This is a genomic window from Dyella sp., from assembly GCF_035486915.1.
GTDB lineage: Bacteria > Pseudomonadota > Gammaproteobacteria > Xanthomonadales > Rhodanobacteraceae > Dyella_B.
The window spans coordinates 16,143-43,073 of sequence record NZ_DATHMR010000133.1; the positions used below are offsets into that span (position 1 = coordinate 16,143).

The 26,931-nt window shown below is 60.0% G+C and carries 33 protein-coding genes and 1 tRNA gene; 19 read left to right on the top strand and 15 right to left on the bottom strand.

The annotated features are described in order from the left end of the window. The first annotated feature begins 13 nt into the window (after positions 1-13). Together wrbA and VK725_RS10545 are read left to right on the top strand one after the other, a co-directional pair. Complete coding sequence (gene wrbA, locus VK725_RS10540) at positions 14-613, top strand: NAD(P)H:quinone oxidoreductase (protein WP_325318007.1); 600 nt, start codon at positions 14-16, stop codon at positions 611-613. Continuing rightward, positions 610-966 (top strand): DUF2069 domain-containing protein, encoded by a 357-nt coding sequence (locus VK725_RS10545; protein ID WP_325318008.1) that lies wholly within the window; start codon positions 610-612, stop codon positions 964-966. The genes wrbA and VK725_RS10545 overlap by 4 nt, the downstream gene beginning before the upstream one ends. Here VK725_RS10545 and VK725_RS10550 read toward each other — a convergent pair. Next, positions 963-1,748, bottom strand: a complete 786-nt coding sequence (locus tag VK725_RS10550; protein ID WP_325318009.1) for a thioesterase family protein — start codon at positions 1,746-1,748, stop codon at positions 963-965. The genes VK725_RS10545 and VK725_RS10550 overlap by 4 nt on opposite strands. Positions 1,749-1,859: 111 nt before the next feature. Between VK725_RS10550 and VK725_RS10555 the strand changes: the two genes are divergently transcribed. Together VK725_RS10555 and VK725_RS10560 are read left to right on the top strand one after the other, a co-directional pair. Then, complete coding sequence (locus VK725_RS10555; RefSeq protein WP_325318010.1) at positions 1,860-3,503, top strand: acyl-CoA dehydrogenase family protein; 1,644 nt, start codon at positions 1,860-1,862, stop codon at positions 3,501-3,503. 60 nt (positions 3,504-3,563) lie between these two features. Continuing rightward, positions 3,564-4,058, top strand: coding sequence for an asparaginase domain-containing protein (locus tag VK725_RS10560; protein ID WP_325318011.1), 495 nt, complete (start codon positions 3,564-3,566; stop codon positions 4,056-4,058). Positions 4,059-4,370: 312 nt separating this feature from the next. Here VK725_RS10560 and sufT read toward each other — a convergent pair whose 3' ends face one another. Beyond that, on the bottom strand, positions 4,371-4,928 hold the full coding sequence (gene sufT / locus VK725_RS10565) for a putative Fe-S cluster assembly protein SufT (protein ID WP_325318012.1): 558 nt from the start codon (positions 4,926-4,928) through the stop codon (positions 4,371-4,373). Positions 4,929-5,141: 213 nt separating this feature from the next. Between sufT and VK725_RS10570 the strand changes: the two genes are divergently transcribed. Beyond that, the gene (locus VK725_RS10570; RefSeq protein WP_325318013.1) at positions 5,142-5,588 is read left to right on the top strand and encodes a hypothetical protein; all 447 of its coding nucleotides are present in this window, start codon (positions 5,142-5,144) and stop codon (positions 5,586-5,588) included. Here VK725_RS10570 and VK725_RS10575 read toward each other — a convergent pair. Continuing rightward, positions 5,585-7,063, bottom strand: a complete 1,479-nt coding sequence (locus tag VK725_RS10575) for an NAD(P)(+) transhydrogenase (Re/Si-specific) subunit beta (RefSeq protein WP_325318040.1) — start codon at positions 7,061-7,063, stop codon at positions 5,585-5,587. The genes VK725_RS10570 and VK725_RS10575 overlap by 4 nt on opposite strands. After that, a complete protein-coding gene (locus tag VK725_RS10580; RefSeq protein WP_325318014.1) occupies positions 7,063-7,371 on the bottom strand; it encodes an NAD(P) transhydrogenase subunit alpha in 309 nt (102 codons plus the stop codon). Before VK725_RS10580 ends, VK725_RS10575 begins: the two co-directional genes overlap by 1 nt. 153 nt (positions 7,372-7,524) lie before the next feature. On the opposite strand from VK725_RS10580, the gene VK725_RS10585 reads away from it, so the two are divergent. From VK725_RS10585 to VK725_RS10595, 3 genes are read left to right on the top strand one after another with little or no spacing between them, the layout of a single operon-like run. Beyond that, positions 7,525-8,112: an RNA polymerase sigma factor gene (locus VK725_RS10585; protein ID WP_325318015.1), complete on the top strand. Its 588-nt coding sequence runs from the start codon at positions 7,525-7,527 to the stop codon at positions 8,110-8,112. Then, positions 8,109-8,519: a hypothetical protein gene (locus VK725_RS10590; RefSeq protein WP_325318016.1), complete on the top strand. Its 411-nt coding sequence runs from the start codon at positions 8,109-8,111 to the stop codon at positions 8,517-8,519. Before VK725_RS10585 ends, VK725_RS10590 begins: the two co-directional genes overlap by 4 nt. 3 nt (positions 8,520-8,522) lie before the next feature. Beyond that, positions 8,523-9,041, top strand: coding sequence for a DUF3106 domain-containing protein (locus VK725_RS10595; protein WP_325318017.1), 519 nt, complete (start codon positions 8,523-8,525; stop codon positions 9,039-9,041). 260 nt (positions 9,042-9,301) lie between these two features. Here the strand turns inward: VK725_RS10595 and VK725_RS10600 are convergent, their stop codons facing one another. Then, entirely contained in the window at positions 9,302-10,402 is a 1,101-nt protein-coding gene (locus tag VK725_RS10600) for an NAD(P) transhydrogenase subunit alpha (protein WP_325318018.1), read from the bottom strand. A 102-nt stretch (positions 10,403-10,504) separates the two neighbouring features. On the opposite strand from VK725_RS10600, the gene cdd reads away from it, so the two are divergent. The 4 genes from cdd to VK725_RS10620 all read left to right on the top strand — a co-directional run bounded on the left by cdd (position 10,505) and on the right by VK725_RS10620 (position 13,069). Further along, the gene (gene cdd, locus VK725_RS10605; RefSeq protein WP_325318019.1) at positions 10,505-10,918 is read left to right on the top strand and encodes a cytidine deaminase; all 414 of its coding nucleotides are present in this window, start codon (positions 10,505-10,507) and stop codon (positions 10,916-10,918) included. Positions 10,919-10,995: 77 nt separating this feature from the next. Then, entirely contained in the window at positions 10,996-11,565 is a 570-nt protein-coding gene (locus VK725_RS10610; protein ID WP_325318020.1) for a nitroreductase, read from the top strand. A 4-nt stretch (positions 11,566-11,569) separates the two neighbouring features. Beyond that, positions 11,570-12,475, top strand: coding sequence for a 5'-3' exonuclease (locus tag VK725_RS10615; protein WP_325318021.1), 906 nt, complete (start codon positions 11,570-11,572; stop codon positions 12,473-12,475). 21 nt (positions 12,476-12,496) lie between these two features. Next, complete coding sequence (locus VK725_RS10620; RefSeq protein WP_325318022.1) at positions 12,497-13,069, top strand: NUDIX hydrolase; 573 nt, start codon at positions 12,497-12,499, stop codon at positions 13,067-13,069. A gap of 5 nt (positions 13,070-13,074) precedes the next feature. Here the strand turns inward: VK725_RS10620 and bla are convergent, their stop codons facing one another. From bla to rsmD, 8 genes are all read right to left on the bottom strand, one after another. Then, the gene (gene bla, locus VK725_RS10625) at positions 13,075-13,965 is read right to left on the bottom strand and encodes a subclass B3 metallo-beta-lactamase (RefSeq protein WP_325318023.1); all 891 of its coding nucleotides are present in this window, start codon (positions 13,963-13,965) and stop codon (positions 13,075-13,077) included. A gap of 96 nt (positions 13,966-14,061) precedes the next feature. Beyond that, positions 14,062-15,114 carry a TMEM43 family protein gene (locus VK725_RS10630; protein ID WP_325318024.1) on the bottom strand — a complete coding sequence of 351 codons (1,053 nt, stop codon included), beginning with the start codon at positions 15,112-15,114 and terminating at the stop codon, positions 14,062-14,064. A 39-nt stretch (positions 15,115-15,153) separates the two neighbouring features. Further along, on the bottom strand, positions 15,154-16,005 hold the full coding sequence (locus VK725_RS10635) for an MBL fold metallo-hydrolase (RefSeq protein WP_325318025.1): 852 nt from the start codon (positions 16,003-16,005) through the stop codon (positions 15,154-15,156). A 77-nt stretch (positions 16,006-16,082) separates the two neighbouring features. Continuing rightward, positions 16,083-17,798: a gamma-glutamyltransferase gene (ggt, locus tag VK725_RS10640; RefSeq protein WP_325318026.1), complete on the bottom strand. Its 1,716-nt coding sequence runs from the start codon at positions 17,796-17,798 to the stop codon at positions 16,083-16,085. Then, positions 17,795-18,049 (bottom strand): YfhL family 4Fe-4S dicluster ferredoxin, encoded by a 255-nt coding sequence (locus VK725_RS10645; protein WP_325318027.1) that lies wholly within the window; start codon positions 18,047-18,049, stop codon positions 17,795-17,797. Before VK725_RS10645 ends, ggt begins: the two co-directional genes overlap by 4 nt. 176 nt (positions 18,050-18,225) lie before the next feature. Next, positions 18,226-18,732 (bottom strand): hypothetical protein, encoded by a 507-nt coding sequence (locus VK725_RS10650; RefSeq protein ID WP_325318028.1) that lies wholly within the window; start codon positions 18,730-18,732, stop codon positions 18,226-18,228. Beyond that, positions 18,725-19,264: a pantetheine-phosphate adenylyltransferase gene (coaD, locus tag VK725_RS10655; RefSeq protein ID WP_325318029.1), complete on the bottom strand. Its 540-nt coding sequence runs from the start codon at positions 19,262-19,264 to the stop codon at positions 18,725-18,727. Before coaD ends, VK725_RS10650 begins: the two co-directional genes overlap by 8 nt. A gap of 45 nt (positions 19,265-19,309) precedes the next feature. Beyond that, positions 19,310-19,867 carry a 16S rRNA (guanine(966)-N(2))-methyltransferase RsmD gene (rsmD, locus tag VK725_RS10660; protein WP_325318030.1) on the bottom strand — a complete coding sequence of 186 codons (558 nt, stop codon included), beginning with the start codon at positions 19,865-19,867 and terminating at the stop codon, positions 19,310-19,312. Between the two features lie 92 nt (positions 19,868-19,959). On the opposite strand from rsmD, the gene ftsY reads away from it, so the two are divergent. From ftsY to VK725_RS10685, 5 genes are all read left to right on the top strand, one after another. Continuing rightward, the gene (ftsY, locus tag VK725_RS10665; RefSeq protein WP_325318031.1) at positions 19,960-21,030 is read left to right on the top strand and encodes a signal recognition particle-docking protein FtsY; all 1,071 of its coding nucleotides are present in this window, start codon (positions 19,960-19,962) and stop codon (positions 21,028-21,030) included. Further along, the gene (locus tag VK725_RS10670; protein ID WP_325318032.1) at positions 21,031-22,119 is read left to right on the top strand and encodes a membrane assembly protein AsmA; all 1,089 of its coding nucleotides are present in this window, start codon (positions 21,031-21,033) and stop codon (positions 22,117-22,119) included. Next, positions 22,116-23,177, top strand: coding sequence for an A/G-specific adenine glycosylase (gene mutY / locus VK725_RS10675; RefSeq protein ID WP_325318033.1), 1,062 nt, complete (start codon positions 22,116-22,118; stop codon positions 23,175-23,177). The genes VK725_RS10670 and mutY overlap by 4 nt, the downstream gene beginning before the upstream one ends. After that, entirely contained in the window at positions 23,174-23,452 is a 279-nt protein-coding gene (locus VK725_RS10680) for an oxidative damage protection protein (RefSeq protein WP_126673221.1), read from the top strand. Before mutY ends, VK725_RS10680 begins: the two co-directional genes overlap by 4 nt. 70 nt (positions 23,453-23,522) lie before the next feature. After that, positions 23,523-23,598: transfer RNA gene (locus tag VK725_RS10685), tRNA-Phe, on the top strand. A gap of 93 nt (positions 23,599-23,691) precedes the next feature. Here the strand turns inward: VK725_RS10685 and VK725_RS10690 are convergent. Further along, positions 23,692-24,810: a hypothetical protein gene (locus VK725_RS10690; RefSeq protein WP_325318034.1), complete on the bottom strand. Its 1,119-nt coding sequence runs from the start codon at positions 24,808-24,810 to the stop codon at positions 23,692-23,694. A 712-nt stretch (positions 24,811-25,522) separates the two neighbouring features. Between VK725_RS10690 and VK725_RS10695 the strand changes: the two genes are divergently transcribed. Then, a complete protein-coding gene (locus VK725_RS10695) occupies positions 25,523-25,747 on the top strand; it encodes a hypothetical protein (RefSeq protein WP_325318035.1) in 225 nt (74 codons plus the stop codon). Positions 25,748-26,043: 296 nt separating this feature from the next. After that, positions 26,044-26,460 (top strand): PepSY domain-containing protein, encoded by a 417-nt coding sequence (locus tag VK725_RS10700; RefSeq protein ID WP_325318036.1) that lies wholly within the window; start codon positions 26,044-26,046, stop codon positions 26,458-26,460. A gap of 57 nt (positions 26,461-26,517) precedes the next feature. On the opposite strand, the gene VK725_RS10705 is transcribed toward VK725_RS10700, so the two are convergent. Then, a partial coding sequence (locus VK725_RS10705; RefSeq protein ID WP_325318037.1) for a cytochrome c biogenesis CcdA family protein occupies positions 26,518-26,931 on the bottom strand: 414 nt, incomplete at its 5' end.

Below are 26,931 nucleotides of genomic sequence, written 5' to 3' on the forward strand. Positions count from 1 at the left end.
ACGCCCAAAGCGCATGAGCGACATTCTGGTTCTCTACTACAGCCGGTCCGGCCACACCGCACAGCTCGCCCGGCTGATCGCGCGGGGCGTCGAAGAGGTTCCGGGCATGCGTGCGCGCCTGCGCCAGGTGCCCCCGGTGGCGCCCGTCACCGAGTTGGCCCAACCACCGGAGCCGGAGGAAGGCGCACCCTACGTTACAAAGCAGGATCTGCACGATTGCGTGGGTCTCGCGCTGGGCAGCCCTACCCGCTTCGGCAATATGGCCGCGCCATTGAAGTATTTCCTGGACAGCACCGGCGCCGAATGGGCCAGCGGCGCACTGGTCGGAAAACCAGCCGCCGTTTTTACCGCGACCAGCACCATGCACGGCGGCCAGGAATCCACCTTGATCAGCATGGCGCTGCCACTGCTGCATCACGGCATGTTGCTGCTTGGCATTCCGTACACGGAACCGGCGCTCAGTCATACGACCAGCGGCGGCACGCCTTATGGGGCAAGTCATGTCACTGGCACAAAGGGCGACAACGCCATCAGCGAGCACGAACGCGAACTCGCTCGCGCGCTCGGTAAACGTCTGGCCGAGGCGGCGCGTAAATTGGCTGCAAACGGATGAGTGCGCCACTGATCACGGTCTATCGTCTTGGTCTCGCAGCGTGGGCCGCTTTGATCGTTCTGCAATGTGCTTGGTACGCGTGGCTGTTCCCGCCGCAGAGCATGCGCGTGTCGATTGCGCTGGCCATCACGGTTGTTCCATTGCTGCTTCCACTCGTGGCGCTTCGCAATGTGCGTCGCGCCTTGCTGTGGGTCGGCATTCTCAGCCTTTTCTATTTTTGTCACGGCGTAGCGGAAAGCTGGAGCTCGTCGCAGGAACGGTGGCTCGCGCTGTTTGAAATTCTGCTGACGTTACTGATCATCGGCGCGCTTGGCGCGGGTGTGAAACGCAAATCTGCTGCAGGCGCCCCTTAACCGAACACCACCATGCTCTGACGGCTGAGTGCGATGGGTTGTCCACCCGGGCCCCAGAGCATCACCTGCTGGCTGGTGTAACCGTCTTGCGCGACCTGCAGCTTTGCATCGATACGCCAGTTGCTCAGCGGCAAACCGCGGCTGTCGGCGAACAGCTCCAGCATCCACGAGAGTGAACTGCCGGGCGCAGGTTTGTCGAGCATCGACAAGGCGATCGGCGGGATGAAATCGGCGAAGGCCAGAACATGCGTTTCGTCGGCGACGCCATCGTCTTTAAGCGATATCTCGATCACCTGCTCCGTGTTAGCGCCGCCGGAAAAAGGAATGTCGCCCTGCAACCAACGTGCTTCAAATTGCTGGGTGAATTGCGGCAGCAAACCAGGCACGTAACGAAGTACATGCGGTTTCGCCATCGCTTCTACGGCGGGCTGCGACGGCAGCAGGCGCAGCGTCGATTCACGTGGCGCGCCAAAGATGCCTACGACCAGACACACGGTGTCATCGCCATGGAGCAGACGCGCTTCGATTTGCGTCACGCTTTTGCCCTGACGCAATACCTTCGCCGCGACTTTCACAGGACCAGCCGGAACCGGGGCAATAAATGCCACCTGCAGGCTGCGCAAGGGCACTTCCGCCTGCACGAGCGAGCGCATGACCCGCAAGGCCATCGCCGCTTGTATGCCGCCAAAAGCACTGCGGCCCTGCATCCAATCCTCGTCGAGAGAACCTGTCCACGTTTCGCCGTCGCGGCGGATGCTATTCAACGTTTCGGAAAATCGCATGTTTTTTTTGCCTCCGCGCGTATCCGACCATGCTAACGGATGATTGCGACAGCGTGCAGCACGCGGCGCTTTGCCTATACTTGCCACAAAGGCTCGAGCAAGGTGGCTGTCATGGGATTCCTGCAAGACGCTCCGCAACTGGCTCATCCGCACCGCAGCGACCGGTTGTTGATCGCTTTGCTCGATCGTGCCTTTCCGTCCAAACGCCGCAAGGCGCTGGATGCCGATCTCGACGCGCTGGGCGATTACGCACAGATGGCATGGGAACGCGCAAACCAAAGCGCGCGTCGCAAACCGATCCTTACGCAATGGGACGCATGGGGCCGTCGTGTCGATCGCGTTGAATTGACCACTGCGTGGATGGAAGGTCCGCAGCTCACCACGCGCCACAGCATTCTCGCGTCGGGACATGAAAATCACGAATACGCGCGACTGGAAGAATTCGCGCGCGCTTACGTCTATCACCTCGCGAGCGAGTTCTACACCTGTCCCTTGGCGATGACGGACGGCGCCGCGACCGCCATCAAGGCATCGGGCAACAAATCGCTTATCGATCGCGCGTTGCCGCATTTCCTGAGCCGCGACACGCAAAATTTCTGGTTGTCCGGACAATGGATGACCGAGAACGCGGGCGGGTCGGATATCAGCAACACCGAAACCGTGGCGGTGCAGGATGCCGAAGGCCAATGGCGTTTGTATGGCCGCAAATGGTTCAGCTCCGCTGTCGTTGGCGAAGCGGCGTTGGCGCTGGCGCGCCCGGAAGGCGCAGGAAGCGGTGCGGCCGCGCTCGCCCTGTTCTACGTCGAAACGATGAATGGCGCCGAGCGCAAGCCGGAATTGATGATCGATCGCCTGAAGGACAAACTCGGCACGCACGAATTGCCCACCGCGGAAATCCACCTCGACGGTTTGCCCGCGTGGCCGCTTGGCGAACTTGGGCATGGCGTGCGCCAGGTCGCTCCGATGCTCAACGTGACAAGGACTTGGAACGCGATCTGCGCTGTCGCCAGCATGTCGCGCGCGATCAGTCTTGCGCGTGATTACGCAACTCGGCGGCAGGCGTTTGGCCGTCCGTTGATCGAACAACCCCTGCACGCGCAAACGCTCGCTGATATGCAGGCCGAATTTGAAGGCGCCTTCGCGCTGGCCTTCGAAGTGGCCTATCTGCTCGGCCGCGTCGAACAGAACGCTGCGACGTTGCAGGAAACCGCATCGCTGCGTCTGCTTACGCCGCTCGCGAAATTGTGGACGGGCAAGATGGCCGTAAACCTGTGTTCCGAAGCGCTGGAATGCTTTGGCGGCGCCGGTTACATCGAAGACACGGGCCTGCCGCAACTGCTGCGCGATGCGCAGGTGTATGCGATATGGGAAGGCACCACCAATGTGCTGTCACTCGATAGCCTGCGTGCGCTTGCCGGCAACAACAGCTTCGCGGCGCTGCGCAAGGTGATCGGCGGATGGCTGGGGGACGCGCACAACGCGCAGGCGGCCTTCGCCGTGCACGCAGCGCTCGATGCAACCGCCACACACATGGACGCGCAGAAGCTCGAACGCAATGTGCTGGAAGCCGGTGCCCGCGGCATTGCCATATCACTCGCCCGCTGTGCGGCCGCTGCCCTGATGGCACGCCAGGCCGCATGGTCTTCCGCACGCGGCGACGAACGCCCGGCTGCCGCCTTGCGTCGCTTTCTGGGCCATGGCCTGCTGCGCCTGTCCGATATCAGCGGCGAAGACACCCGTCTTCTGACGGAGTAGCGCCGACAGCGGCGTCATCCTCCGGCTAAAATATCGGCTCATCCCTACGGCGTCCTGATCATGCAGCATCTGACCATCGTCACTACCGGCGGCACCATCGACAAGATCTACTTCGATGACAAGTCGGACTACAAGATCGGCGCACCGCAGATTGGCGAGATACTCACGCAACTCGGCGTGGCGTTTCAGTTCGATGTGATTCCGATACTGCGCAAGGACAGTCTGCATATGAATGCAGACGATCGCGCGTTGATCCGCTCCACGATCGAAGCGCAGCCGCATCGCCACGTACTGGTTACGCATGGCACGGACACCATGGTGGATACCGCCAAGGAACTCTCGTCGATCAAGGGCAAGGTGATTGTGTTGACGGGCGCTTTGAATCCCGCGCGCTTTCAGGGCTCAGATGCCGTATTCAACGTCGGCTGCGCCGTCGCCGCCGTGCAGACCTTGCCCGATGGCGTTTACATCGCCATGAACGGCCGCGTGTGGGACCCGGCGAAAGTTCGCAAGAATCGCGATGCGAACCGCTTCGAAGAAGCACCGAACGCTTGATTGTGAATCCTTCTCCCTCTGGGAGAAGGTGCCGGCAGGCGGATGAGGGTTCGGGTCTCGCGAAACATTGGAAGCTGGCGAAACGGCGCACCCTCACCCCAACCCCTCTCGGAGGGAGAGGGGCTAAAGCTCAAAGCTCGCGATAACGATCACCTCGAGGAAACACCGGGCGCGTGATGGTGAATCCTTCTCCCTCTGGGAGAAGGTGCCGGCAGGCGGACGAGGGTTCGGCTCTCGCGAAAACATTGGAAGCTACCGAACATGTGCACCCTCACCCCAACCCGTCTCCCGGAGGGAGAGGGACTAAAAGCTTCAAAGCATCCCGGTTTCGAGCTTGGCCACTTCCGACATCATCGATTGATTCCACGGCGGATCGAACACCAGATCCACATCCGCTTCGACAATTGTCGGAATGAATTCCAGCTTGGTGCGTGCATCGTCAATCAGCACATCGCCCATGCCGCAGCCCGGCGCGGTCAGCGTCATCTTCACGTACACCTTGCGCCGATCGGGACCGGCCGGCTCCAGGCTCACGTCGTAAACAAGCCCAAGCTCGACCACGTTGATCGGAATTTCCGGATCGAACACCGTGCGCAGTTGCTGCCACACCAGCTTTTCCACATCGGCATCGCTTGCGTCGTCCGCAAGCTCCAGCGGCGGCGGCGGCTCCTTGCCCAGCGCGTCGGCATCATTACCGGCGATGCGGAACAGATTGCCTTCCACATACACAGTGAAACTGCCGCCCAGCGCCTGGGTGATGTAGCCAACCTGACCGGCCGGCAAAACCACGCTCTCGCCCTGGGGCACCATGACTGCGCTGCAGTCCCGCTCCAGAGTGAATGGTTCGCTGCTTAGACTGAAACCGCTCATGCCATCTCGTCGATCGTTGTGGAAAGCCGCCTCGGCTTGCCCGGCCCTCTATTATGCCGGTGGCCTATGGGACCTGTCCCCTACACATCAGGCTGAAACGACGAAATCTCAAGGGACGAGGCGCGGAGAAAGACAGCATATGCAGGTAAAATGGACGCTTTATGCCACTGGACTTTGCGTGACCGTGCACCCTCTCGCCAGCCGTTATCCGTCATGACCCTGCGCCATCTGATCGATGAATGCTTTGCCCTGTTCTGCGCAGCGATGCTTGGCCTTGCTGCGGGCGCGATCTGGCTTCTACCCACCCTTTTCCTGCATCGGCAGATGCCATGGATGGCCATCCCCATCGGCTGGTTGCTTGCCAATGCGATCTGCCAATGGGTGCACAAGCGTGCCTGGAATGCGGCGTTTCTCGCCTCCATCGCCACCGTTGTCGCGACGTTATACGTTCATGTGCTCGGTGCCGCGACCACGCTCTGGGAGATGACATCCGGCTATGGATTAATCGGCGTCATACACACCGCGGGCATTCCGATGCTGCTGGATCTGGCGCGCTTCGGTATCGGTTCACGCGATATCGCCTACTGCGCTGGCGGCATCATCGTGGCAGTGCTTGTGGCACTGCGTCTCTCGCGCAAACCGCAGCGGACGGCCAGCTAGCTGTCCAGCGCCTTGATTTGGGAAACAAGCTGCCCCGCTGCCGCCTGTCCGTCGCCGTACAACATGCGTGCGTTGTCCGCGTAGAACAATGCGTTCTCGATACCCGCAAAACCGGTGCCCTTGCCGCGTTTCACCACAATCACCTGTTTGGCATCGGCCACATCGAGAATCGGCATGCCGTAAATGGGTGAGGATGGATCGGTCTTGGCGAGCGGATTGACCACATCGTTCGCGCCGATCACCAGCGCCACATCCGTGGCGGGAAATTCGGGATTGATGTCTTCCATGTCGACGATCAAGTCGTAGGGCACACCTGCCTCGGCAAGCAGCACATTCATGTGCCCGGGCATGCGTCCGGCGACGGGATGGATCGCGAATTTGACCTTCACGCCACGCGCCAGCAACAGCTGCGCAAACTCCCATACCTTGTGCTGCGCTTGGGCAACAGCCATGCCGTAACCGGGGACGATCACCACGCGCTCGGCATACGCCATCATAACGGCGGCATCGGCCGCTTCGATCGGCTTCTGGCTTCCGCCTATCTCTTGTGCGGCGGCACCCGACGCGGCACCAAAACTGCCGAACAACACGTTGCCAAGCGAACGATTCATCGCTTTGGCCATCAACTGCGTGAGCAACGTACCCGCAGCGCCGACCACCATGCCCGCGATGATCATCGCTTCGTTGTTCAACACGTAACCTTCGAACGCCACGGCCAGTCCGGTGAACGCGTTGTATAGCGAGATCACCACCGGCATATCGGCGCCGCCGATGGGCAGCGTCATCAGTAAACCGAACAGCAACGCGAGCACAAAGAAAGCGCCGATGAGCGGAAGGGTAAGATGCCCCGTCGCGATCATCACGCCAACCACCACGGCTGCCGCCAGAACCAGCATGTTCACCACACGCTGGCCTGGAAATACGAAGCGCCGATCCATCCAGCCCTGCAATTTGGCGAAGGCAATCAGCGAGCCGGAAAAACTCACCGAACCAATCAGCGCACCCAGCACACCCAACGCCAGCGCGACGGGGCTCAACGGCGCGATGACCGTGGCGATGCCATGCAGCGGTGACCAGCTTTCCGGCGCCAGCGGATAGGTATTGGGCGCAACCACGCCGTTTGCCACCGCCAAGCCACCCACGTGACTGATCAGCTCCGATGCACCGATCGCCGCAGCGGCACCGCCGCCCATGCCGTTGTAAAGCGCCACCATCTGCGGCATCGCGGTCATCGCCACCCGGCGACCCGACCACCACGCCGCCGCCACGCCGATCAGCACGGCGCCGATGATCAGTCCCCGGTTCTCCATGTCCGGCAGAAACAAGGTGGCGATCACCGCCAGCAGCATGCCGAAACCTGCCCAGACGATGCCGTCCCGCGCGGTGCGCGGCGAGCTCATGCGTTTCAGGCCGAGGATGAAAAGAAGGGCCGCGAGGAAGTAACAGGCGTCGATCAGTGTCTGTACCCAGGCCATCACTTGGCCCCTCCGCTGTCCTTGCCGGGCTTGCTGGTCTTGAACATCTCCAGCATCCGTTCCGTGACCACATAGCCACCGGCCGCATTACCGGCCCCTAAGAGAACGCCCACGAATCCGATGCACATCTCGAACGGCGTACGGGCGTGACCTAGCGCAATCATGGCCCCAACCAGCACAATGCCGTGTATGAAGTTCGACCCGGACATCAGCGGCGTATGGAGAATGACAGGTACACGCGCGATGATTTCGTAACCCGTGAACGCAGCCAACATGAAGATGTAAAGCGCCAGGAACCCGTCAAGCATGTGTTTCCCCCGCCAATCAGCCAGATACGACGCATCATACGGTGTCTGCGCCCTGTTCACTAAGTCAACCCGTGTGCGCGTCACGCGTTGATGACGGGAGTCGAACAGATGGAGCCACGGGATGCCCGTCCAGACGATTCGGAAACTGGCGCCATGAACAGCGTCTCGGCAGTGTTTGAGTCGGATCTCCTGGTCCAGGAAGGTCGGGCGGTGCCCGCCAGCCTGGATGCTTTCCTGGCCAGCATGGAGCGCCGGGCCTTCCGTATGGCCGAATTGCACCTGGGCCATCGCGAAGATGCCCTGGATGCCGTGCAAGACGCCATGCTCCGGCTGGTCAAGCATTATCGTGACAAACCGGCAGAGGAATGGACGCCACTGTTCTGGGGCATCCTGCGCCGGCGCATCGTGGACATTCAGCGCCGACGCAAGGTCCGCTCCATCGTGGTCGGTTGGCTCGGCGGCGGTCATGACGACGACGGCGACGAACTACCTGTGTGGGAACCGGCCGATACCGGTCCGGACCCGCTCGAAAAATTGCACGGCGAACAGTCTTTTGCAGATATGGCAGCAGCCGTGAAGAAGCTTCCGCAGCGTCAACGCGAGGCCTTCATGCTGCGAGTATTGGAAGGCCTGGATGTGGCTGAAACCGCACAGGCGATGGGCTGCTCGGAAGGCAGCGTCAAAACGCATCTCTCGCGTGCGATGCAGCACCTGCGAGAGGAACTGGAGGAGTGGCGATGAACTCGTCCGATAAAGATTTTGAAAAGCGCGCCCGCGCGCTCTATCAAGAAGCCGCTCACCGCGTTGATCCGGTGACGGCCGGTCGCCTGCGCGCTGCGCGCCGCACGGCACTGGAAGCGGCTACTAACCAGGCGTCGCCGCATCACCGTGCGCGCGTGCTGGTCCCCGTTGGTGCGCTGGCCGCCATGGCCCTGGCTGCATTGATGATCTGGCAACCGACACCGGGTCCGCACGATGCGTCCAGCCAGCAGGCTGCCGTCACATCCGCCCCCGTAGCTTCTGAACAGGATGCTGAAGTATTGCCACCGGGTACTGACAAGGCCGATCCAGGTCTGTACCAGAATCTCGACTTCTATAGCTGGTTGGCCGCCAATCAGGGCGGCAGCAGTAGCCAGCCCAAAAACTGAGCCATGCAGCCACGTCGACTTCGCCTGCCCGCCCTGTTCATCCTGACCCTTGGTTTCATGGCCGCGGCGCCGTCGCATGCGCAGAACGCACCTGTTGTACATCCCTGGAATTCACTGACGCCCACCCAGCGTAGTCTGCTCGGCCCGTTCCAGTCGCAGTGGGATTCCTTTCCCCCGCGCAGGCAGGAACGCCTGCTCGATCGCGAAAGGGATTGGGAATCGATGCCGCCGGAACGTCAGCAGCAGATCCGCAACAACATCGAACGCTGGCAACAGATGACGCCGGAAGAGCGTCAGCAAGCACAGCAGAACCAGCATCTGTACGAAACGCTGCCGCCTGACAAGCAGCAACAGCTGCACGACGCCTTCCAGCGCTTCCAGCAACTGCCACCGGCGCAGCGCGACGCGTTGCGCCGTCAATGGCAGCAGCAGTCGCCCGAGCAGAGGCAGCAATGGCTGAGGCACCTCGGCCCCAATTCCACGCTTCCCGGCAAGCATGCCTTCGGCATGCCAGGACGCTGACGACTCCGATCCTCGAATCTCTTCTGAAGCTCAGCGCTGATCAGCGTTGAGTTCGCGTGCGAGCGCGTGTGCGTCTTGGAGTTACACGTACTGTTTCTGACGATCCATCACCCACACGATCGCCCACGACACCGCAACAAACGCAACCCCGTTACGCATCGAGAGAGAGCAGCTGTTTCGACGGCACCGTCGGGCATTCCACTGTTGATCGCCCGCGACGCGGTCGTGATCGTGTTTGTGGAAACGCGTCTGCGGCCGCGTTACGCGGCAAAGATTTTTTCACCGCCACGCGTCACACAGCTCTTTGCGACAAGCTCGTCGTTGAAGTCAGGCTGCAGGCTGTTATCGCGAATGAGCAGCTCGGCGAAGTTGTAGATGTTGCGCGCATACATTTCCGACGCATGCAGTGGCGCACCCGCGGCAAGATTCAACGGGCCGAGGATGGTCACACCACCGTGCTCGACGCGCTCCCCCGGCTGCGTCAGTTCGCAATTGCCACCGCTATCGGCTGCCAAATCGACAATCAACGCGCCTGGCTTCATGCCATCCACCATGACCTTGGTTAGGATTTTGGGCGCTGCACGACCCGGTATGGCCGCAGTGGTGACAACGGCGTCGAAGACTTTTAGATGATCGGCCAAAGCCTGTTGCTGTGCGGCGCGTTCTTCGGCCGTCAGTTCGCGCGCATAACCGCCACTGCCTGCGGCGCTGACACCCAGGTCGAGAAACTTCGCACCCAGCGATTCGATCTGCTCGCGTGTTTCCGGGCGCACGTCATAACCTTCGATTTGCGCACCCAGACGGCGCGCCGTAGCAATCGCCTGCAACCCGGCAACACCCGCACCAATGACCAGTACACGCGATGGCCGGATGGTGCCGGCGGCGGTCGTCAGCATCGGGAAAAACTTCGGTGAGTTCTCGGCGGCAATGAGCATGGCTCGATAACCCGCCACCGCGGCCTGCGAACTGAGTACATCCATCGCCTGTGCGCGCGTGGTACGCGGCAGCAGCTCCAGCGAGAACGCGGTCACCTTGCGTTGCGCGAGCGCCTCGATTCGCGCTGTTGCACCATGCGGACGCAACTGCCCCACCACGATGCTGCCTTCGCGCAAGCGATCGATCGACGCATCGTCGGGAGGTGACACGCATGCCAGCAGATCGGTTTGTTGCAAAACCTGATCCCTGCCCGCGAACTCGACGTCGGCGTAGCTTGCATCCGGAAATCCCGACGAGCTGCCCGCGTCATGCTCCAGCAACACGCGTATGCCTTTGCCACGCAATTTCTTGGCGACTTCGGGCGTGATCGCCACGCGCCGCTCGCCGGCGGCCGTTTCACGCAATGCAGACACGGTGATCGACATCGGTTTTCCCCAGCGGAATCGTTTCTGCATCCTAGCCGATGCCCGTGTCGAGGCGAACTACCATTGGGATAGACTGGCCTGCCCGCCAACACGGAGTTCCGGATGTCGACGCAGCCAGTCAGCACTGCCTTGCTGGAGCTTGCCCGGACCACACGCGACAAGGCGTACGCGCCCTATTCCAACTTTCATGTCGGTGCCGCCCTGCAGACACGGGACGGCCGTCAGTTTCCGGGCTGCAATGTCGAAAATGCGGCGTACGGCTTATGCAACTGCGCCGAGCGCACCGCTCTGTTCAGCGCCATTGCCGCCGGATGCAAACCCGGCGACTTCACCGCCCTGGCTGTGATCGCCGATACGCCGGAACCCGTTACACCCTGCGGCTCGTGCAGGCAGGCACTTGCCGAACTGTGCGATGGCACGATGCCGGTGCTGCTGGCGAATGTGAGCGGCGCCACACGGCTCACGACCGTCGCCGCATTGCTTCCCGATGGGTTCCAGCTGAAGCATTCTGGCTGAGCCGATTGGAGAGGAGCAAAGTCGAGAGGAGCCGCAACCGGTTGTAGGATAGCGGTTTGTCCCCCGACGGCCTCCCCATGCACGACGCGCTTTCCCTGCTTCAACAACGTCACTCCGCGCCCTCCCGCCAGCTCGGCGAGCCTGCGCCCGATGCGAAGACATTGCGTGCATTGCTTGAAGCGTCCATCCGCGTGCCTGATCACGGCAAGCTGGTTCCGTTTCGTCTGATCGAACTGCGTGGCGACGCAAAACTGAAGTTCGGCGCGCAACTGGCCGAACGCGCCATTCGCCGCGATCCGAATCTGGCCGACTCCAAGCGCGAGAAAGAACGCAATCGCTACACGTACGCGCCGCTGGTGATCGTGGTGGTGGCCCGATTGAACGATGACGCCGGCATTCCAGAAATCGAACAGAAACTCTGCGCCGGCAATGTGGCGTACAACCTGCTTCTTGGCACCTACGCGCTTGGTTTTGGCGCGCAATGGCTCACGGGCTGGGCCGCGTACGATCCTGAAGTGGCCGCACTGTTGCGTTTGGCCAAGAACGAATGCGTGATCGGCTTCGTGCACATCGGCACACCGCAGACCGAAATTCCTGATCGCGATCGCCCTGCTGTGGACGATCTGCTAAGCCCGTGGCAGGGCTGACAACGTGCCTGCATCCAGCCATCCCACTGCGCATCTGATCGACGGCAGCCTTTACGTGTTTCGTGCCTGGCATTCCATGCCGGACGAATTTCACGACGCGGAAGGTCATCCCGTCAACGCGGTGCATGGCTACACGCGCTTCCTGTGCGAGTTGCTGGAGCGCGAAAAACCCTCGCATCTTGCGGTGGCATTCGATGCATCGTTGACCACATCATTTCGCAATGCGATCTATCCCCATTACAAAGCCAATCGCGAATTGCCGCCACCGGATCTGGAACGGCAGTTCGTGCAGTGCCGCGCGGTTACCGACGCATTGGGCGTACGCGTACTGATCGATCACACGTATGAAGCAGACGATCTGATCGGCAGCATGCTATGGAGCTTGCGCGGGCATGGTTTCCGCAGCGTGATCGTCTCCGCCGACAAAGATTTCGGTCAGTTACTGGGCGAGCACGACGAGCAATGGGACTTCGCACGCAACATGCGCTGGGGTCCCACTGGCGTATTCGAACGTCTCGGTGTACGCCCCGAGCAGGTCGCCGACTTCCTCGCTCTATGCGGCGATGCGGTCGATAACATACCCGGCGTACCCGGTGTCGGCGCAAAGACCGCAGCTGCGCTGCTCGCGCATTTCGGCAACATGGATGACTTGCTCGATCGCATCGATGAAGTCGCTTTTCTGCGCATACGCGGCGCCGCAAGCTGTGCCGCAAAACTGCGCGAGCATGCTGAATCGGCGCGACTTTATCGCCGATTGACACGTATTGCGCTGGATGCACCGGTCGAAGCAAGCGCTGAAGCCTTAGTGCGTCAACGCAACGCCGACAAAATTGAATCGCTATGCGAACAGCTCCGTTTCGGTCCGCTCACGCGCAATCGCCTGCGTGCACTGTGTAGTGCGCAGGATTAATCCATAGGGAAATACCTCACCATGTCGACAAAGCATGCTGATCGCAAGCCGAATGACGCTGACGCCCCGGTCGAGACCTTGTTTGAAGGACGATGGCTAAGCATGCGCCGGCGTGGGCGCTGGGAATACGCTGAGCGCAACAACCCGGGCGGCGCGGTCATCATTCTGGCCGTCACGCCCGAGGACAAAATCCTGTTCGTGCAGCAGTATCGCGTCGCCGTACAGCAGTTCACCATCGAAATGCCGGCCGGCCTGGTCGGCGACCTTGCCGACCAACACAACGAAAGCGCGTTGCTGGCCGCGCAGCGTGAGCTGGAAGAAGAAACCGGTTATCGCTGCGGCAACGTGACGTTTGTGCACGAAGGCCCATCATCATCCGGCATGAGCAGCGAGATCATTGCCTACGCACGCGCGCATGATCTTGTAAAAGTCAGCGAAGGCGGCGGCGATGAAAGCGAGAGCATCATCGTGCATGAAGTACCGCGCAAGGAAGCTGGCGCGTGGTTGCTCGCACGCGCCAACGAAGGCTTCTCCATCGACCCGAAACTGTTCGCAGGTCTGTGGTTTATCGAACATGCCGACCTGTTCGGCTGATCCGATTACGGCTGTCTCGCTTTTTCCTTGGCCAGCTGTGCATCGAGATCTTGCTCTGCCGAAGCGGCATAGGCTTTGCACGCTCCGGTATCGATGAGCGGGTCGGGCTGAGCGCCCCTCTGGCGTCGCCGTACTTTGTCCCAGAAGTTGCTTTGATCGGGGTGTGGCGTCAGCAGAATGTCGCATGGCAACGCCGAGACGTTGGCAATGGCCTTACGGAAATCCTCGACGCGGTGCGGATGCTTCGCATCATCGGTGTAGCGGAACGTTTTGTTGGTGTACGCCGTGAGACTGTCGGCATACACGATGTTCAGACACGTATTTCCTTCGCAACTGCGCCACGTCCAGGACATGCTGCCAGGTGTGTGTCCGGGTGTTGCATGCCCGGTGATCTCGACACCGCCCAAATTCACCACTTCGCCATCGCGCACCGTTCGCACGTCATGTACGGGCGCATAGGTGGGTGCAAGACCGAATTGGGGATCTTCCGGATCGGCACCGCCCAGTTGCAATGCATGCGCGCCGGGTGCACTCGCCAATACCTGTGCACCGCTATCGTGTTGAAGCGCAGCAATGCCGCCAGCGTGGTCCGAATGCGCGTGAGAGTTGACAATCCAATGAACATCGCTCACGCGGAATCCGAGTGCCTTGATATGAGCCTCAATGAGCGGCGCGGATTCGGGCAAATCGCCATCGATCAGCACTAGGCCGTGTGGCGTGTCGATCAGGATCGACGACAAACCGTGCGGGCCAACGTAGTAGACGTTTCCAAAAACCTTGAAGGGTGTCTGCGGAGCGTTCCAGGTTGCGCGATCCTGCGCACTTACATCCGCACTTACCGATGACCACATCGCCCAACAGGCAAGCGCAACACTGAGCGAAAAGCGAACGGACATGACGAACTCCATAGTGGGATCGCGGCGATGGTCCATCGCCGCGCGGTCCTTGCAGGGGCGTAAATGAGGCAACGCCGTGGCTGACGCCACCTCACATCAGTGCGAATGGCTTCTCAACGCCTTCACGCGCCACGCGGTCAACACGGCACCTACAAGTGCCAGGCCGCCCCACTCACCCACCAGTGTGCTGTCATTGCCCAACCACATCACACCCGCCACGGCGCCCACAACCACCATGGCAATTGCAGGTGTCAGAACCGGGTCGATACATTCGTAATGCCAACGCACCAGCAATGCCACACCCGTCACAGCCAGCAGAAGCCCGAACACGTCACGCAGCCAGCGAAATTCCGGCGGTATCGGCAAATCCGGAAAGATGTCGCCGAGTGGCGCATCGCCTACTTGCACGGCGTAACCGACACCGTCTTGCGCATCGCTGGCAGGAATCAACTTGTTGCCATCCACCTTGGCCACGACCGTGACGGTTTGTGTCGGAACGGCCTCCCAACCCACGCGAATGTCGCCAACCTGCGGATTGGACGGAACAGCGCTGGTGACGAGATGGCCGTCGTACAAACTGAAGCTCGCCGCGAGATTGCTCGGCAAATTGCGCAGATCCGGCGACACTGGCTGGCTACCTTCCAGCACGTGCAGCAGCGTCGTTGAGAGCACGAAGTCGTTGAGTCGAACGGCTCCCGCATAAAACTGCTGGCTCTGAATCGGAAACGGGCCCGGATTGGTGTGTCCTTCGGGATGGACAAAATGGCTGGAGTCGATGGGTTTGTCTTCCCAATCGAGTTCGTAAGCGGGCGGCCCGCCGAATTGGGTTTCGTGCCACTGGAACATCTGCACGTGGCGAATCAGTATCGGCTGATTGGTCTGCTGATTGAATTGTTGATCGAGCGGTGCTTCGACCACCTGCAAATCGCCTACCACGCGCACCATATAGCCCTGCTCGTCCCTATCGGGGCGGCCTGCCGTTCCCAGATCGAGAACGTCGCCACCGTGACGGCGCATTTGCGTCTGGTAGTCGATCTGTCCTTTTTCGGTGACGGCAGCCAGACCGACACCGATGAGAAGAATCACCGCTCCCAAAGCGGGCAACAACAATTCACGGAATGATGGAGGGGCCTTACGCTCGCCGCTCATCGAACCTCCGGGTGGTTGTCGCGGGATACCGGTCTTTATCTAGAGCAGGGCTCCGCGCAATTGGGGCTGCTCTTCATACGTACCATAACGCCCACGCTCGTCGCGTGTCACGCGGGCGATGGCGCAAGCGTGGTCGTGCGTGAAAAACAACCTTACGTTGCGCGCGAGCTTGTCGTCCAGGAAGCTGCGCTTTTCTTCGATCAAAGCTTCCGGGAAGCGGTCGTAACCCATCGTAATGGGCAAATGGACCCAATGCTTGCCCGGAATCAGATCGGCGCAAAAAACTACGCCTGCACATTCCGCCAGCATCAATCCCGGCGTATGACCATCTGAAAAATGGAAGCGGACAGCCTGCCCCAGCGTCTGCGAATGCTCACCGGCCACCAGCTCCAGACGGCCACTCTGAAGCAGTAACGACTGCAGCTCGGGAACAAAGGAAGCCCGATCGCGCGGATGCGGCTTCATCGCGCGCTGCCAGTGTTGGGCACCGACCAAAAATGTGGCGTGGGGAAACAGCAGGCTCGGCGTCCTGCCCTCCTCCCATGGCGCAAGCAAACCGCCTGCGTGGTCGAAGTGCAGATGCGAAAGCACTACGACGTCGATGTCTTCATGGGATACACCTGCCTCGGCAAGCGAATCAAGCAAGACGTGATGACTTTCCACGACGCCGTAGCGCTCACGCAACGCCGGCTCGAAGAAAGCGCCGATGCCCGTTTCGAACAGCACGTTACGCCCGTCGAGATCCTTCACCAGCAAGCAACGGCATGCGAGCGGGATGCGATTGAGTTCGTCCGGCGCAATCCAGCGCGACCACATGGGTTTGGGTGCATTGCCGAACATCGCGCCGCCATCGAGCTTCTGCGAATTACCGTCGATCGACCAGAACTGCATAACCACTTCCCCACATCAAAGATGTCGCGCTCAAGCGCCTTTCGCTGATGACGAAAGGCGTTTGAAGCAGCTGCGCGTTATTGCACTTTGCCCAAGCCATCGGCGCGCCGCGGATCGCTGGCTGCATCGACCTTGTTCGTGCGGCGATCCCAAATCACGACGTTCATGAAACCCCAGGGTTCGCGCTGCTTGAGCGTATAACCCATTTTGGTTAGCGCATCGCTAGTGGACGCGTCGAAGGTACCCGGCTCAACCATGACCACGTCGGGCATGTATTGATGATGGAAACGTTTGTGCGCGGCGACATCATGCGCATCGCCACCATCGATAAAGGCAAGAATGCCTTCCAGCACCTGCGTGATGATGGTCGAGCCGCCCGGCGAGCCGATGACCGCCGTGCGATCGGGGCCAATGACGATGCTCGGCGACATCGACGACAACATGCGCTTGCCCGGCTCCGGCGCATTCGCCTTGCTGCCGAGCAATCCATAGACATTGGGCTTGTTCGGCACTAATGCGAAGTCGTCCATTTCATCGTTCAGCAGCACACCCGTGCCATCGGCAACGAAGGTGGAACCAAGCACGTAGTTCACCGTTGCGGTAATCGCGACCATGTTGCCGTCCGCATCGATGATCGAGAAATGCGTGGTGTGCATGCCGGGATCTTCGCTGCTGGACGGTGCGAGCATCGATGACGGCGTGGCCTTGTCGGGCAAGATGGTCTGACGCAAACCGTCGGCGTAATACGGCGACAGCAACATATTGAGCGGCATCTTCACGAAGTCCGGATCGCCCAGATAATCGTTGTGATCGCGAAACGCGCGACGCATCGATTCGACCACCAGATGCACACGGTGCACCTGATCGAGTTTGGTGAGATCGAAACCGGAAAGTATGTTGAGGATTTCAGCAATGGCCACACCGCCGGACGACGGTGGCGGCGCCGTAATGATCTTATAGCCGCGATAGTCGAGCGTGATCGGCAAGCGTTCCTTCACGCTGTACGAGGACAGATCTTTCAACGTCCAGTTGCCGCCCGCTGCGTGGACGGCATCGACGATCTTCTTCGCGGTTTCGCCGCTGTAGAAACCGGCATTACCGTATTGCCCGAGCAATTGAAGCGTGTGCGCCTGATCGGGGTCGCGCCAGATTTCACCGGCTGCAGGCACTTTGCCGTTGGGCAGGAACTTGGTCGCCGACGCCGGCCAACGCTGAAGATTTTTCTGTTCGTCTTCAATGGACCCAAGCAAACGGTTATCGGGCTTGAAACCGTCGCGTGCGGTTCGAATGGCGGGTGCAAGCGAATCGGCCAAGGTCAATTTGCCGTAGTGCTTGGCGAGCCACACCAAGCCCGCCGGTTCGCCCGGAATGCCTGCGGAGAATGGACCCTTCAACGCCGTATCGCGGTTGGGCGTGCCGTCCGGATTGAGGTAATCCTTGGGATTGACCGCCGCCGGCGCCGCTTCACGCGCATCGATAAAGACATCGCGATTGCCGGCAGCCACGTGCATCGTGGCCATGAAACCACCGCCAATGCCGGAGCTTTCCGGTTCCACCACGGAAAGCGTGGAAGCCACCGCAATCGCCGCGTCAAAGGCGTTGCCACCCTTGGCAAGCACTTCGAAACCCGCCTGCGTAGCCAGCGCGTTGGCGCTTGCGATGCCGGCATGACCAGGACGCGACGCAAGCGGCGCTGCCTTGGTGGAAGGTGTCGGATTGTCGGCTGCGAATGCAGCGCCGGTAGTCAGAACAAAACCTGTAAGCAACACGCGCCAGCGCAACGCAACCTTCATGCCTTGCTCTCCATCAGATGGGTGTATTTGTCTTGCAGTTGCTCGTGCGTTTCGGTGTGCGCGGGGTCGACGATGATGCATTCGACCGGGCACACCACCACGCACTGCGGTTCGTCATGGTGACCGATGCACTCGGTGCATAACGAAGGATCGATGACGTAGTACTCCTCGCCAAGCGAAATCGCCTTGTTAGGGCAGACCGGTTCGCAGACGTCGCAGTTGACGCAGGTGTCGAGGATCTTGAGAGACATGCCGGACAAGTTTACACGGGCATGCGCTTATTGTGCGAAGCAACAAAAGTGCATAAGCACAAACAAATAGGCGGAATGCCGAAAAAGCATGGAGACATCGCCCGCATATCTGTACTGAAGTACGACCGGGCGTATTGTGAAGGCGGCGAGGATGCCCTCGCCGCCTTCGCAATGTCTTACATCGTCTTGTAGCGGATGGTGGCGCCGGTCGGCTGCAGAGCCTGTTCCACGCGCTGTTCATCGGCCTGATCGCCGATCACCAAAACGATAACGCCCTTGAAGGAGCCGGGCTTGGCGCCTTTGAAGGCGTCGGTCACGAAGTCGGCGGTCTTGCCCGAATTCGGGCCGCCGAAGGCAAGCAGGTTGCCGGGCAGCACGCCGCGGGCGACATCGTCTTGTACGTTGCTCAGCTGGCGATCGCGCGAATCGTTGGAGGCATCGTCGTCACCGGCCGGCACCATGAAGGCGTATGGCTGGCTGGCGGTCATGCCCTGCATGTTCTGCTGGACGATCTGGCCGAGGTAAGCACCCCAGGCTTTGCCGTCGTTCGCATCGGCAGGCTTGGTGAGCTGCTGGGCCTGCTGCGTTTGTTGTTGACCATTGTCGCTCTGGTTGTTGCACGCGGACAGAGCCAGGCAGCCGGTCAACGCTAGGGCAGTGGCAATGAGAGTGAGTTTACGCATAGTTATCCCCTTCGGTTTCGGGTTGCTTTTTATGCCAGCGCTGCCGCATGGCTTGTTGGACCGCGGGATGCACGAAACCGGAAATGTCACCACCCAGGCGACCGATCTCGCGTACCAGCGAGGACGAAATGAAGCTGTACTGCTCCGCTGGCGTCAAGAATAGCGTTTCCACCTTCGGAATGAGATGCCGATTCATGCTCGCGAGCTGAAATTCGTATTCGAAATCAGACACGGCGCGCAAACCGCGAAGGATGACGCCTGCACCAATCTCTTCGACAAACTGCGCCAGCAGGCTATCGAATCCGCGCACCTCGACATTCTTCAGATCGGCCAGCGCCAGACGCGCGAGCGAAATGCGCTCCTGCAGCGTAAAGCCCGGACCCTTGCCCTTGTTCGGACTTTCGGCAACCGCCACCACAACGCGCTCGAACAAGGGCGACGCTCGCGCCACTAAATCAGCGTGGCCGTTGGTGATGGGGTCGAAGGTGCCCGGATAAACCGCAAGGCGTGTATTGACCGGTGGCTTGTTCACGAAAAAAGGCTTTCGCGGGGGAAAGCATTAGCTTAACGGAATGGTCTAGGTCCGGCGATAGAGCGCGTAACGCACCTCACCGGCTTGTCCCTCGCGGTGCGGCATCCAATTGGCAGGAACAACGGGTGCCATTGCGCGAGGGGATTCCACGTAAATCCATGCAGATGCCGTCAGCCATCCGCGCAGCTCCAGTTGCTGCGCCAGCGGCGTCCAGAGATTCAAGGCGAAGGGTGGATCGAGGAATACCAGTCCAAACGGCTGCGGCGTTCCTTGCAGATAACGCGCGGCATCAAGGCCGGATACAGCGCCGCCTTCCGCCTTGAGCCTTGCAAGGTTGCCGCGGAGTGACTCCGCAGCAGCGCCATCGGGCTCGACGAACTGCACTATTCCGGCACCGCGCGAAAGCGCCTCGATACCCAATGCGCCAGTACCGGCACACAGATCCAGCGCCCGCACCCCCGCAATGGTAGGCGCCAGCCAGTTGAACAGCGTCTCGCGCACGCGCTCGGGCGTGGGCCGCAGCCCCGGAAGGTCCGGCACGTTCAATCGGGAATTGCGCAAGTGGCCGCCAATGATGCGGATTCGGCCGGCTGCAGGCGTCATGCGCTGCCGTCCTCAGCGGCTAGGTCGTCCTCAGCGGCCAGTACGGGTCGGGGTGATAGCATGGCGCCTATTGTCTTCGAATCACGCCCCTCATGCTCAAGTTCTGGAAGAAGAAGCCTGCCGATAACGGCGCCGGGGAAAACGAGGAAGCGACGGATCAGGCGCCAGCGCAAGCCATTGCGCAGGAAACGCCCGCTCCCGTGGAAGCGCCCGTTGCAGCGTCCGAAACATCTGCCGAGGCACCTGCCCGGCGCAGCTGGCGCGAGCGTCTATCCGGCAGTGTTTTTTCGCGCGGCATTTCAACGTTGTTCTCCCGTCATCCCAAGCTCGACGACGGCTTGCTGGATGAACTGGAAACCACGTTGATCACTGCTGACGTCGGCATCGAAGCGAGTACGTCGCTCGTGGAGACGTTGCGCAAGCGTATGCACAAGCGCGAGTTCGCCGATGCAGACGCGTTACTGCAAGCGTTGCGTCAGGAACTGATCGCCTTGCTCAAGCCGGTGCAGACATCGCTCGACATTGCAGGTCGCAAACCCTTCGTGGTCCTCACGGTCGGCATCAACGGCGCCGGCAAAACCACCACCATCGGAAAACTCGCCCGTCGCTGGCGCGACGAAGGCAAGCAAGTGCTCTTGGCCGCTGGCGACACATTCCGCGCAGCAGCCGTCGAGCAACTGAAGACATGGGGGGAACGCAACCAGGTGCCCGTGATTTCGCAAGGACAGGATGCCGATGCGGCAAGCGTGATCTTCGACGCACTTCAAGCCGCGCGCTCACGCAACGCAGACGTGTTGATTGCCGACACTGCCGGCCGCCTGCACACGCAAGGAGGCCTGATGGACGAGTTGGGCAAGATTGCGCGCGTGCTCAAAAAGCTCGACGCCGATGCACCGCATGAAGTGCTGATGGTGATCGATGGCACCACCGGCCAGAACGCAGTGAATCAGGTGCGTCAGTTCCGTCAGATTGTCGGCGTCACCGGTTTGGTCGTCACGAAACTCGATGGCACTGCCAAAGGCGGTGTGGTATTCGCCTTGGCGCGCGAATTCGGCCTGCCGATTCGATTTGTCGGCTTGGGTGAAACCGCGACGGACTTGCGCGTGTTCGACGCGCAAGCCTATGTCGATGGTCTGCTTCCTGCCGAATTCGCAAAAACTTAAATGACCTTTCCGCGACCGCTACGATTGTTGCTGATCATCACGGGCGGCGTGTTCGGTGTGATCGCGCTTGGCGTACTCGCATCGCTATATCTGCTGCTGCAACCCGATCGTTTCACCGCCATGTTGCAGGAGCAGGCCAAGGAAGCTGGCCTGCAACTGACGCTATCCAGTCCCGCCAGCCCTACGCTGTTTCCGCGCCCGGCACTGCAGCTGGAAGGCATCACGCTGATTGCGACCGATACGGGCTCTCGCGACACCAACATGCCCATCTTGCTCGCTGCAAACGGCCGACTGGTACTTCCATGGCGCACGTTGTTTGGCGGTCCGGTGGTGATCTCGCGTATGCAGATCAATTCGCCACGCGTCGATCTGGATGCGTTGCAGGCATGGCTACTCGCACTACCGCCGCAATCGACCAGCGTGCCCCAACAGATACCGCGCATTGCAACAGGTGTTCGCATTCGCAATGGCAACCTGGTGGAAGGAAACAGCGAGTGGTTGAACGATGTATCGCTCGATACCGGCCGCCTCGCACCGAATCAGACATTCTGGATAAATCTGTCCGGCAAAGAAGCCGACGGCACGCTTTTGCAACTGCAACTCTCGAGCACGCCAAGCATCGACAATGGTGTTTTGCTGCTCGACAACATCACCGTGCATGCCGCAGACAGCAGTGCCACCGAGATGCATCTGGCGGGTCATGCACGCTGGAAAGGCGCGGCAAACGCAACGCTGGAGCTGCAAGGCAAATTCTCTCAGAAGGATGAAGGCAACTATGACGCGGCCGTCATGCTCGCACCGGCGAGCCAAGACAATCCTTTGCTGCTTCACCTGAAGCTGCTCGGCACGAATAACCATGTCGATCTGGAGCTGCCGCCATTGGGATTGGCGCACTGGTGGAATCAGATGGCCAATCCGCAAGGGCCGAGGCTCTCTGCGCCGCCCGGCAATGGACAAGTCGACATGGCCACGCTCGACATCGGCAAAGTGCACATCGAAGGATTGAGCGTGCAAACCGGCAATGCCGTGCCTGCCGATGCGGAAAGTGTTGCGCCCCCTGCCAAACCTGTTGCACCGAATCCGCAGTGACCGCGTTCGCTGCCGCCGTGCTCGCCTGGTTCGATCGTCATGGTCGTCATGACTTGCCGTGGCAGCACCCGCGCGATGCGTATCGCGTGTGGCTTTCGGAAATCATGCTGCAGCAGACGCAGGTGGCTACCGTCATTCCGTACTTCCAGCGTTTCATGGCGAAACTGCCGACACTGCGCAATCTCGCCGCTGCAGACGAAGATACCGTCCTGGCGTTGTGGTCCGGCCTTGGTTATTACCGGCGCGCGCGTTTTCTGCATCGCGCCGCGCAACTGTGCGTTGAATTGCATAGCGGCGAGTTGCCGCGCGATTTCGATTCACTTGCTGCGCTACCGGGCATCGGTCGCTCCACCGCCGGCGCTATCCTCGCGCAGGCCTATGGATTGCGCTTTCCTATTCTCGACGGCAACGTGAAACGCGTGCTGACGCGATATCACGGCATCGCTGGACATCCCGGCGAACGAGAGGTCGAGAAGCAACTCTGGCTTCGCGCGGACCAACACACGCCCGCAGAACGCACGGCCAATTACACCCAGGCGATCATGGATCTGGGTGCCACGGTATGCGTGCGCACGCGCCCGCTCTGCAACGCATGCCCGATGCGCGGCGATTGCGTCGCGTTCCGCGAAAACCTCACTACGCAATTGCCGACGCCCAAGCCCGGAAAAACCATTCCAACGCGCAGCACGATCATGCTGATCCTGCGCGACATGGAGGGTCGCATGCTTCTGCGGCGTCGCGGCGCACAAGGTGTGTGGTCTGGCCTTTGGAGCCTGCCGGAAGCCGACGAGATCGACAACGCATGGCGCGAAGCCCAGCGTCACGCGCGCATCGACGATGCACAGTCACTAACGCCGTTCGTTCATGTCTTCAGCCACTACCGGCTTCAGATTCAACCGTTGCTGTTCGACGGCGCAGCGCCAATACACGCAATCGCCGATAATGCGGACCTGCGCTGGTGCACCATCGCCGATCTGCCCGCACTCGGCCTGCCCGCCCCGGTGCGAACCTTGCTGATGGCGCTGCCGGAAGCCACCGAAGAAGAGAAACAATCATGAGCCGCACCATTCACTGCGCGAAACTCGACATCGAGGCCGAAGGCCTGGACTTCGCCCCCTGGCCCGGTCCACTAGGCCAGCGCATCTACGCCGAAATCTCCAAACCCGCGTGGCAGCAATGGCTGAGCCACCAGACCATGCTGATCAACGAATACCGTCTCAACCCGCTCGATCCCAAATCGCGCAAGTTTCTGGGCGAGGAAATGGAAAAATTCTTCTTCGGCGGCGACGTGAAAACCCCGGAAGGCTACGTGGCGCCCGAGTCCAAGTCTTGACGCAAGGCCCCCCATCCGATTTAATGTGCGGCTCCACGCAACACCGATGGCCCATGCGGCTGTCCACCCTGGCCGGGTAGCTCAGTTGGTAGAGCAGGGGATTGAAAATCCCCGTGTCGGCGGTTCGATTCCGTCCCCGGCCACCATTGAATTCCATGAAAAAGCCCGCCTATCGAAGCGGGCTTTTTCTTTTTCGCTGTTCATCGATATCGCAGGTCGTGCGGTCGGACACACCCAATTCAATGAGTCCTCAATCGCCTGGACCATGCACCGATCTTGCGCGCCGCTCCCCACCTGATCGATTCATGCGATTCGCTATGCATGAGTCGTTGGCTTATCACGCGAAGTACCTGCGCCATCAACATGCATTCTTCTTCGGGCTTCAATACATCGGTGGTTGTAGTCGAGGCTTCATTGAATCGCATGTCGAAATCGGGAGCTTCCAGACCGTAGGTATCTACAAGCCGGTCGTTGATGTGAGCAAAGCGCTGCATCAACGTTGTTCGCTCATGGAGCGTCAACGCACTCTCCAGCGCTATCTCGCTTGATACGGCGTTCTCGGACCGAAGCCACGCAAGCAAACTCCTGCGCAACTGATTGGCTTCGTGGTAAGCGTCTGGTTCGCCTGCGCGCATGGCTTCGCGCCACGTAGGCAGAAATTGATTGATGCCATGAAGGACCCGCGCTTCATACAGGCTGATTCGCTGATTGATGCGACCTACCGACTCGAATTCAGATAGATCGATATGACCCAGCCCTGCGCAACGCAAGAAATCGGCGGTAAGGCTATTTCGACATGCGCTTGCGTATGACCTGACCGTCACCGCATCGTTACCGAATACGGCCTGCCAATCCTCGACAACCTGTAACGGATTGAAACGGCGAACGTCCGGTGAAATACGATCAATCGGTATCCAGTCGCGGCTGCCGCAGCATAAATCCGTGGATAGTGCGCTCAATGCCATCTCGTCCTGCCTGCGCGCATACAGGATGACATGCACCGAGTGCGCGGACAGATACCCAGCCAATTCGTGTATTGCAGCGCGATCAAAGCGCGACGACATATGCTCGGCGCTAAGCAAGACACAGTCGCTGCGTGTGCGATCGATATGGCGATTTAAATGATCCATCATCACAGCAACGGGTTGCTGTGACGATGCCGCAATGAAATCGCATCGATCAGAGGAGAGAAATGCCGCCGCAATGGGATGATGCGCTCTTTGCTGACACAGCAAACTGTCTGTTGGATACAGGACGCCATATTTCTTGCGCAACAAATTCGCATTCGCATGCAACGTGTGCTGCAGATACGTCGTCCCAGTCTTTTCACTTCCGATGTGAAGAAGAACGTGCGCCACGCGTATTTCCCCGTGCTGAAAAGGAAGCAGCCGACACCCCGTCGCGTCGTCAGCCTGACGCAAGAATAGCGTAAGTTTCGATGAAAGCTAGGCGAAGGCTTCGACAGAATTTATCGTAAAATCATGCCGTTCCGATCATTTTTGCGAGCTCGTTCGCAATATCTTGCATAACGGCATCTTCGGACCCGGTACGCGAGGCCGGGGCACCTCAAAACGCATGCGTCCGGGAATCCCAACGCGAGGACATATCTACTGCTCCTTGACGCCGTCTGCACCTATTCCACACATAGGAAAATTCACATTCACCCAATCGTGTGATTCGACGGACGGGTGTCATGAGCACGTTTTATATCCCCTACTGTGAAAGCCAGGCTGCGGAATGGCGTGTGGTAGAGAACGGTAAGACCCAGCTTTTTCACTCCCGCCGCGAGGCGCTTGTGTTTGCTATTGACCGATGCAGGGAGGCTCGGGCGTCCGGGGACCCTTCGGCAGTAATCAGCATTGAGGGAAATGACGGCCAGTGGCGGGCGTTTGATAGCCGCTTGGTGCCGGCCGCCGATGAAGCCCCAGCCTGGAACACCACGGTTCGCCACTGACGACCGGCGTCTGCCCTGACCGGGCTCAAGTAACCGCCAGCCTCGCCGATAAAACACTCAACAATTCTCACCCGGGCTTGGGGAAGTCCGGGGGCGGCCATCGCAGGGGGTGTGCCATGATTTTAACCGTCGTAGAAGAACTGATGCTCCACAACAAAACCTGCCCACAGTGTGGTGCGGGCGAACCATGCCTTGTTGCCGAGCATATTCAGGACTGCTGGCCTCAACGCGTTGCCTCGCAGGCGGCCGCGGTTCTTTCAGAGATATCGGCCGGGGTTGTTGAAGAACAACCCGTTGTGGCAGCTCGTGTTCGGGTGCCGCAATTCAGCAGATTTGGATGACATCGGCGTCCATCTCGATGATGTACCGGTGACGCTACTGTTCATCCGTACATCATCGAGCACAGCGCGTGCGACACATGCGCCACGTGGTACGTATTACCTCAGTGACGCATGTGGATGTAAAGCCATACGTGTTGTGTCCGCATCAAAAACATGAAGGTTCATGCACGATACGGCTCGATAAATAGTTCGTTAGCAAAGCATGAATAAACGCCTATCGCGGTGTTCTATTTTCACTTCGGATTGATATCGAGCGACAAAGACTCAAGGCTCCGAAAAGCCACGAGGATCCGTCCGTGAACAAGACGATTACTTCATTGACCATCGCGCTAGCGCTGGGATGCGGTGTCGCCGCGGCGCAACAGGCCATGACTGAGCAGGACGTACGCGCCGACCTTGCACAACAGGGTTACAACGACGTGCACGATGTGGACTTTCATGACGGCGTCTGGACGGCTCGCGCCAAAAGCGGCGACGGCACGAAAGTGAAATTACGCATTGACCCCACCACCGGACGCGCATTCCCCGACTCGCAGATTTCCCGCCTGAGTGAAGCCGACGTTCGTGCACAACTTTCGACAGACGGCTACACGCGCGTGCACGACGTCGATTTCAATAATGGCGTCTGGACGGCCAAAGCGGAAAACCAGAGCGGCAAGGACGTGAAGCTGCAGATCGATCCGGATACTGGACGAATCATCGGCAGCAATTGATCGCCTGCCGGACTTCCTAACAACGCGGGGATGACCGATCCCCGCGTTGTTTGCATCTCACAACGATGTCGTCAGATTGGTGACCCAATCGGGCAAGATGCCGATGACGGTTGCCTCCAGAGCGCGATCCGTACCGGTGATGATCAGCACGCCGACCAGCAACATCAATGCACCCAATATACGTCGCCCACGCGTGCTCGCATTCATCAGTCGGACGCGCCAGCGCGACATCAATTTCTGTGTCGCCATGGCCATCGCTAACAGCACCGTTGCAATGCCCAGTGCAAAAGCCAGCATCACAAAAGCGACCTCACCAAGGTTTTTGCCTTGCGCAGCCAGCACTGTCGCAGCACCGAGTGTTGGTCCTACGCAAGGGCTCCAGACCAGACCAAGCAATACACCGATACCCGCCTGCCCGACCAAACCGAATCGCTCCAATCGCGCCTGACGTTCCCCTGCCCAGCTCGCGAG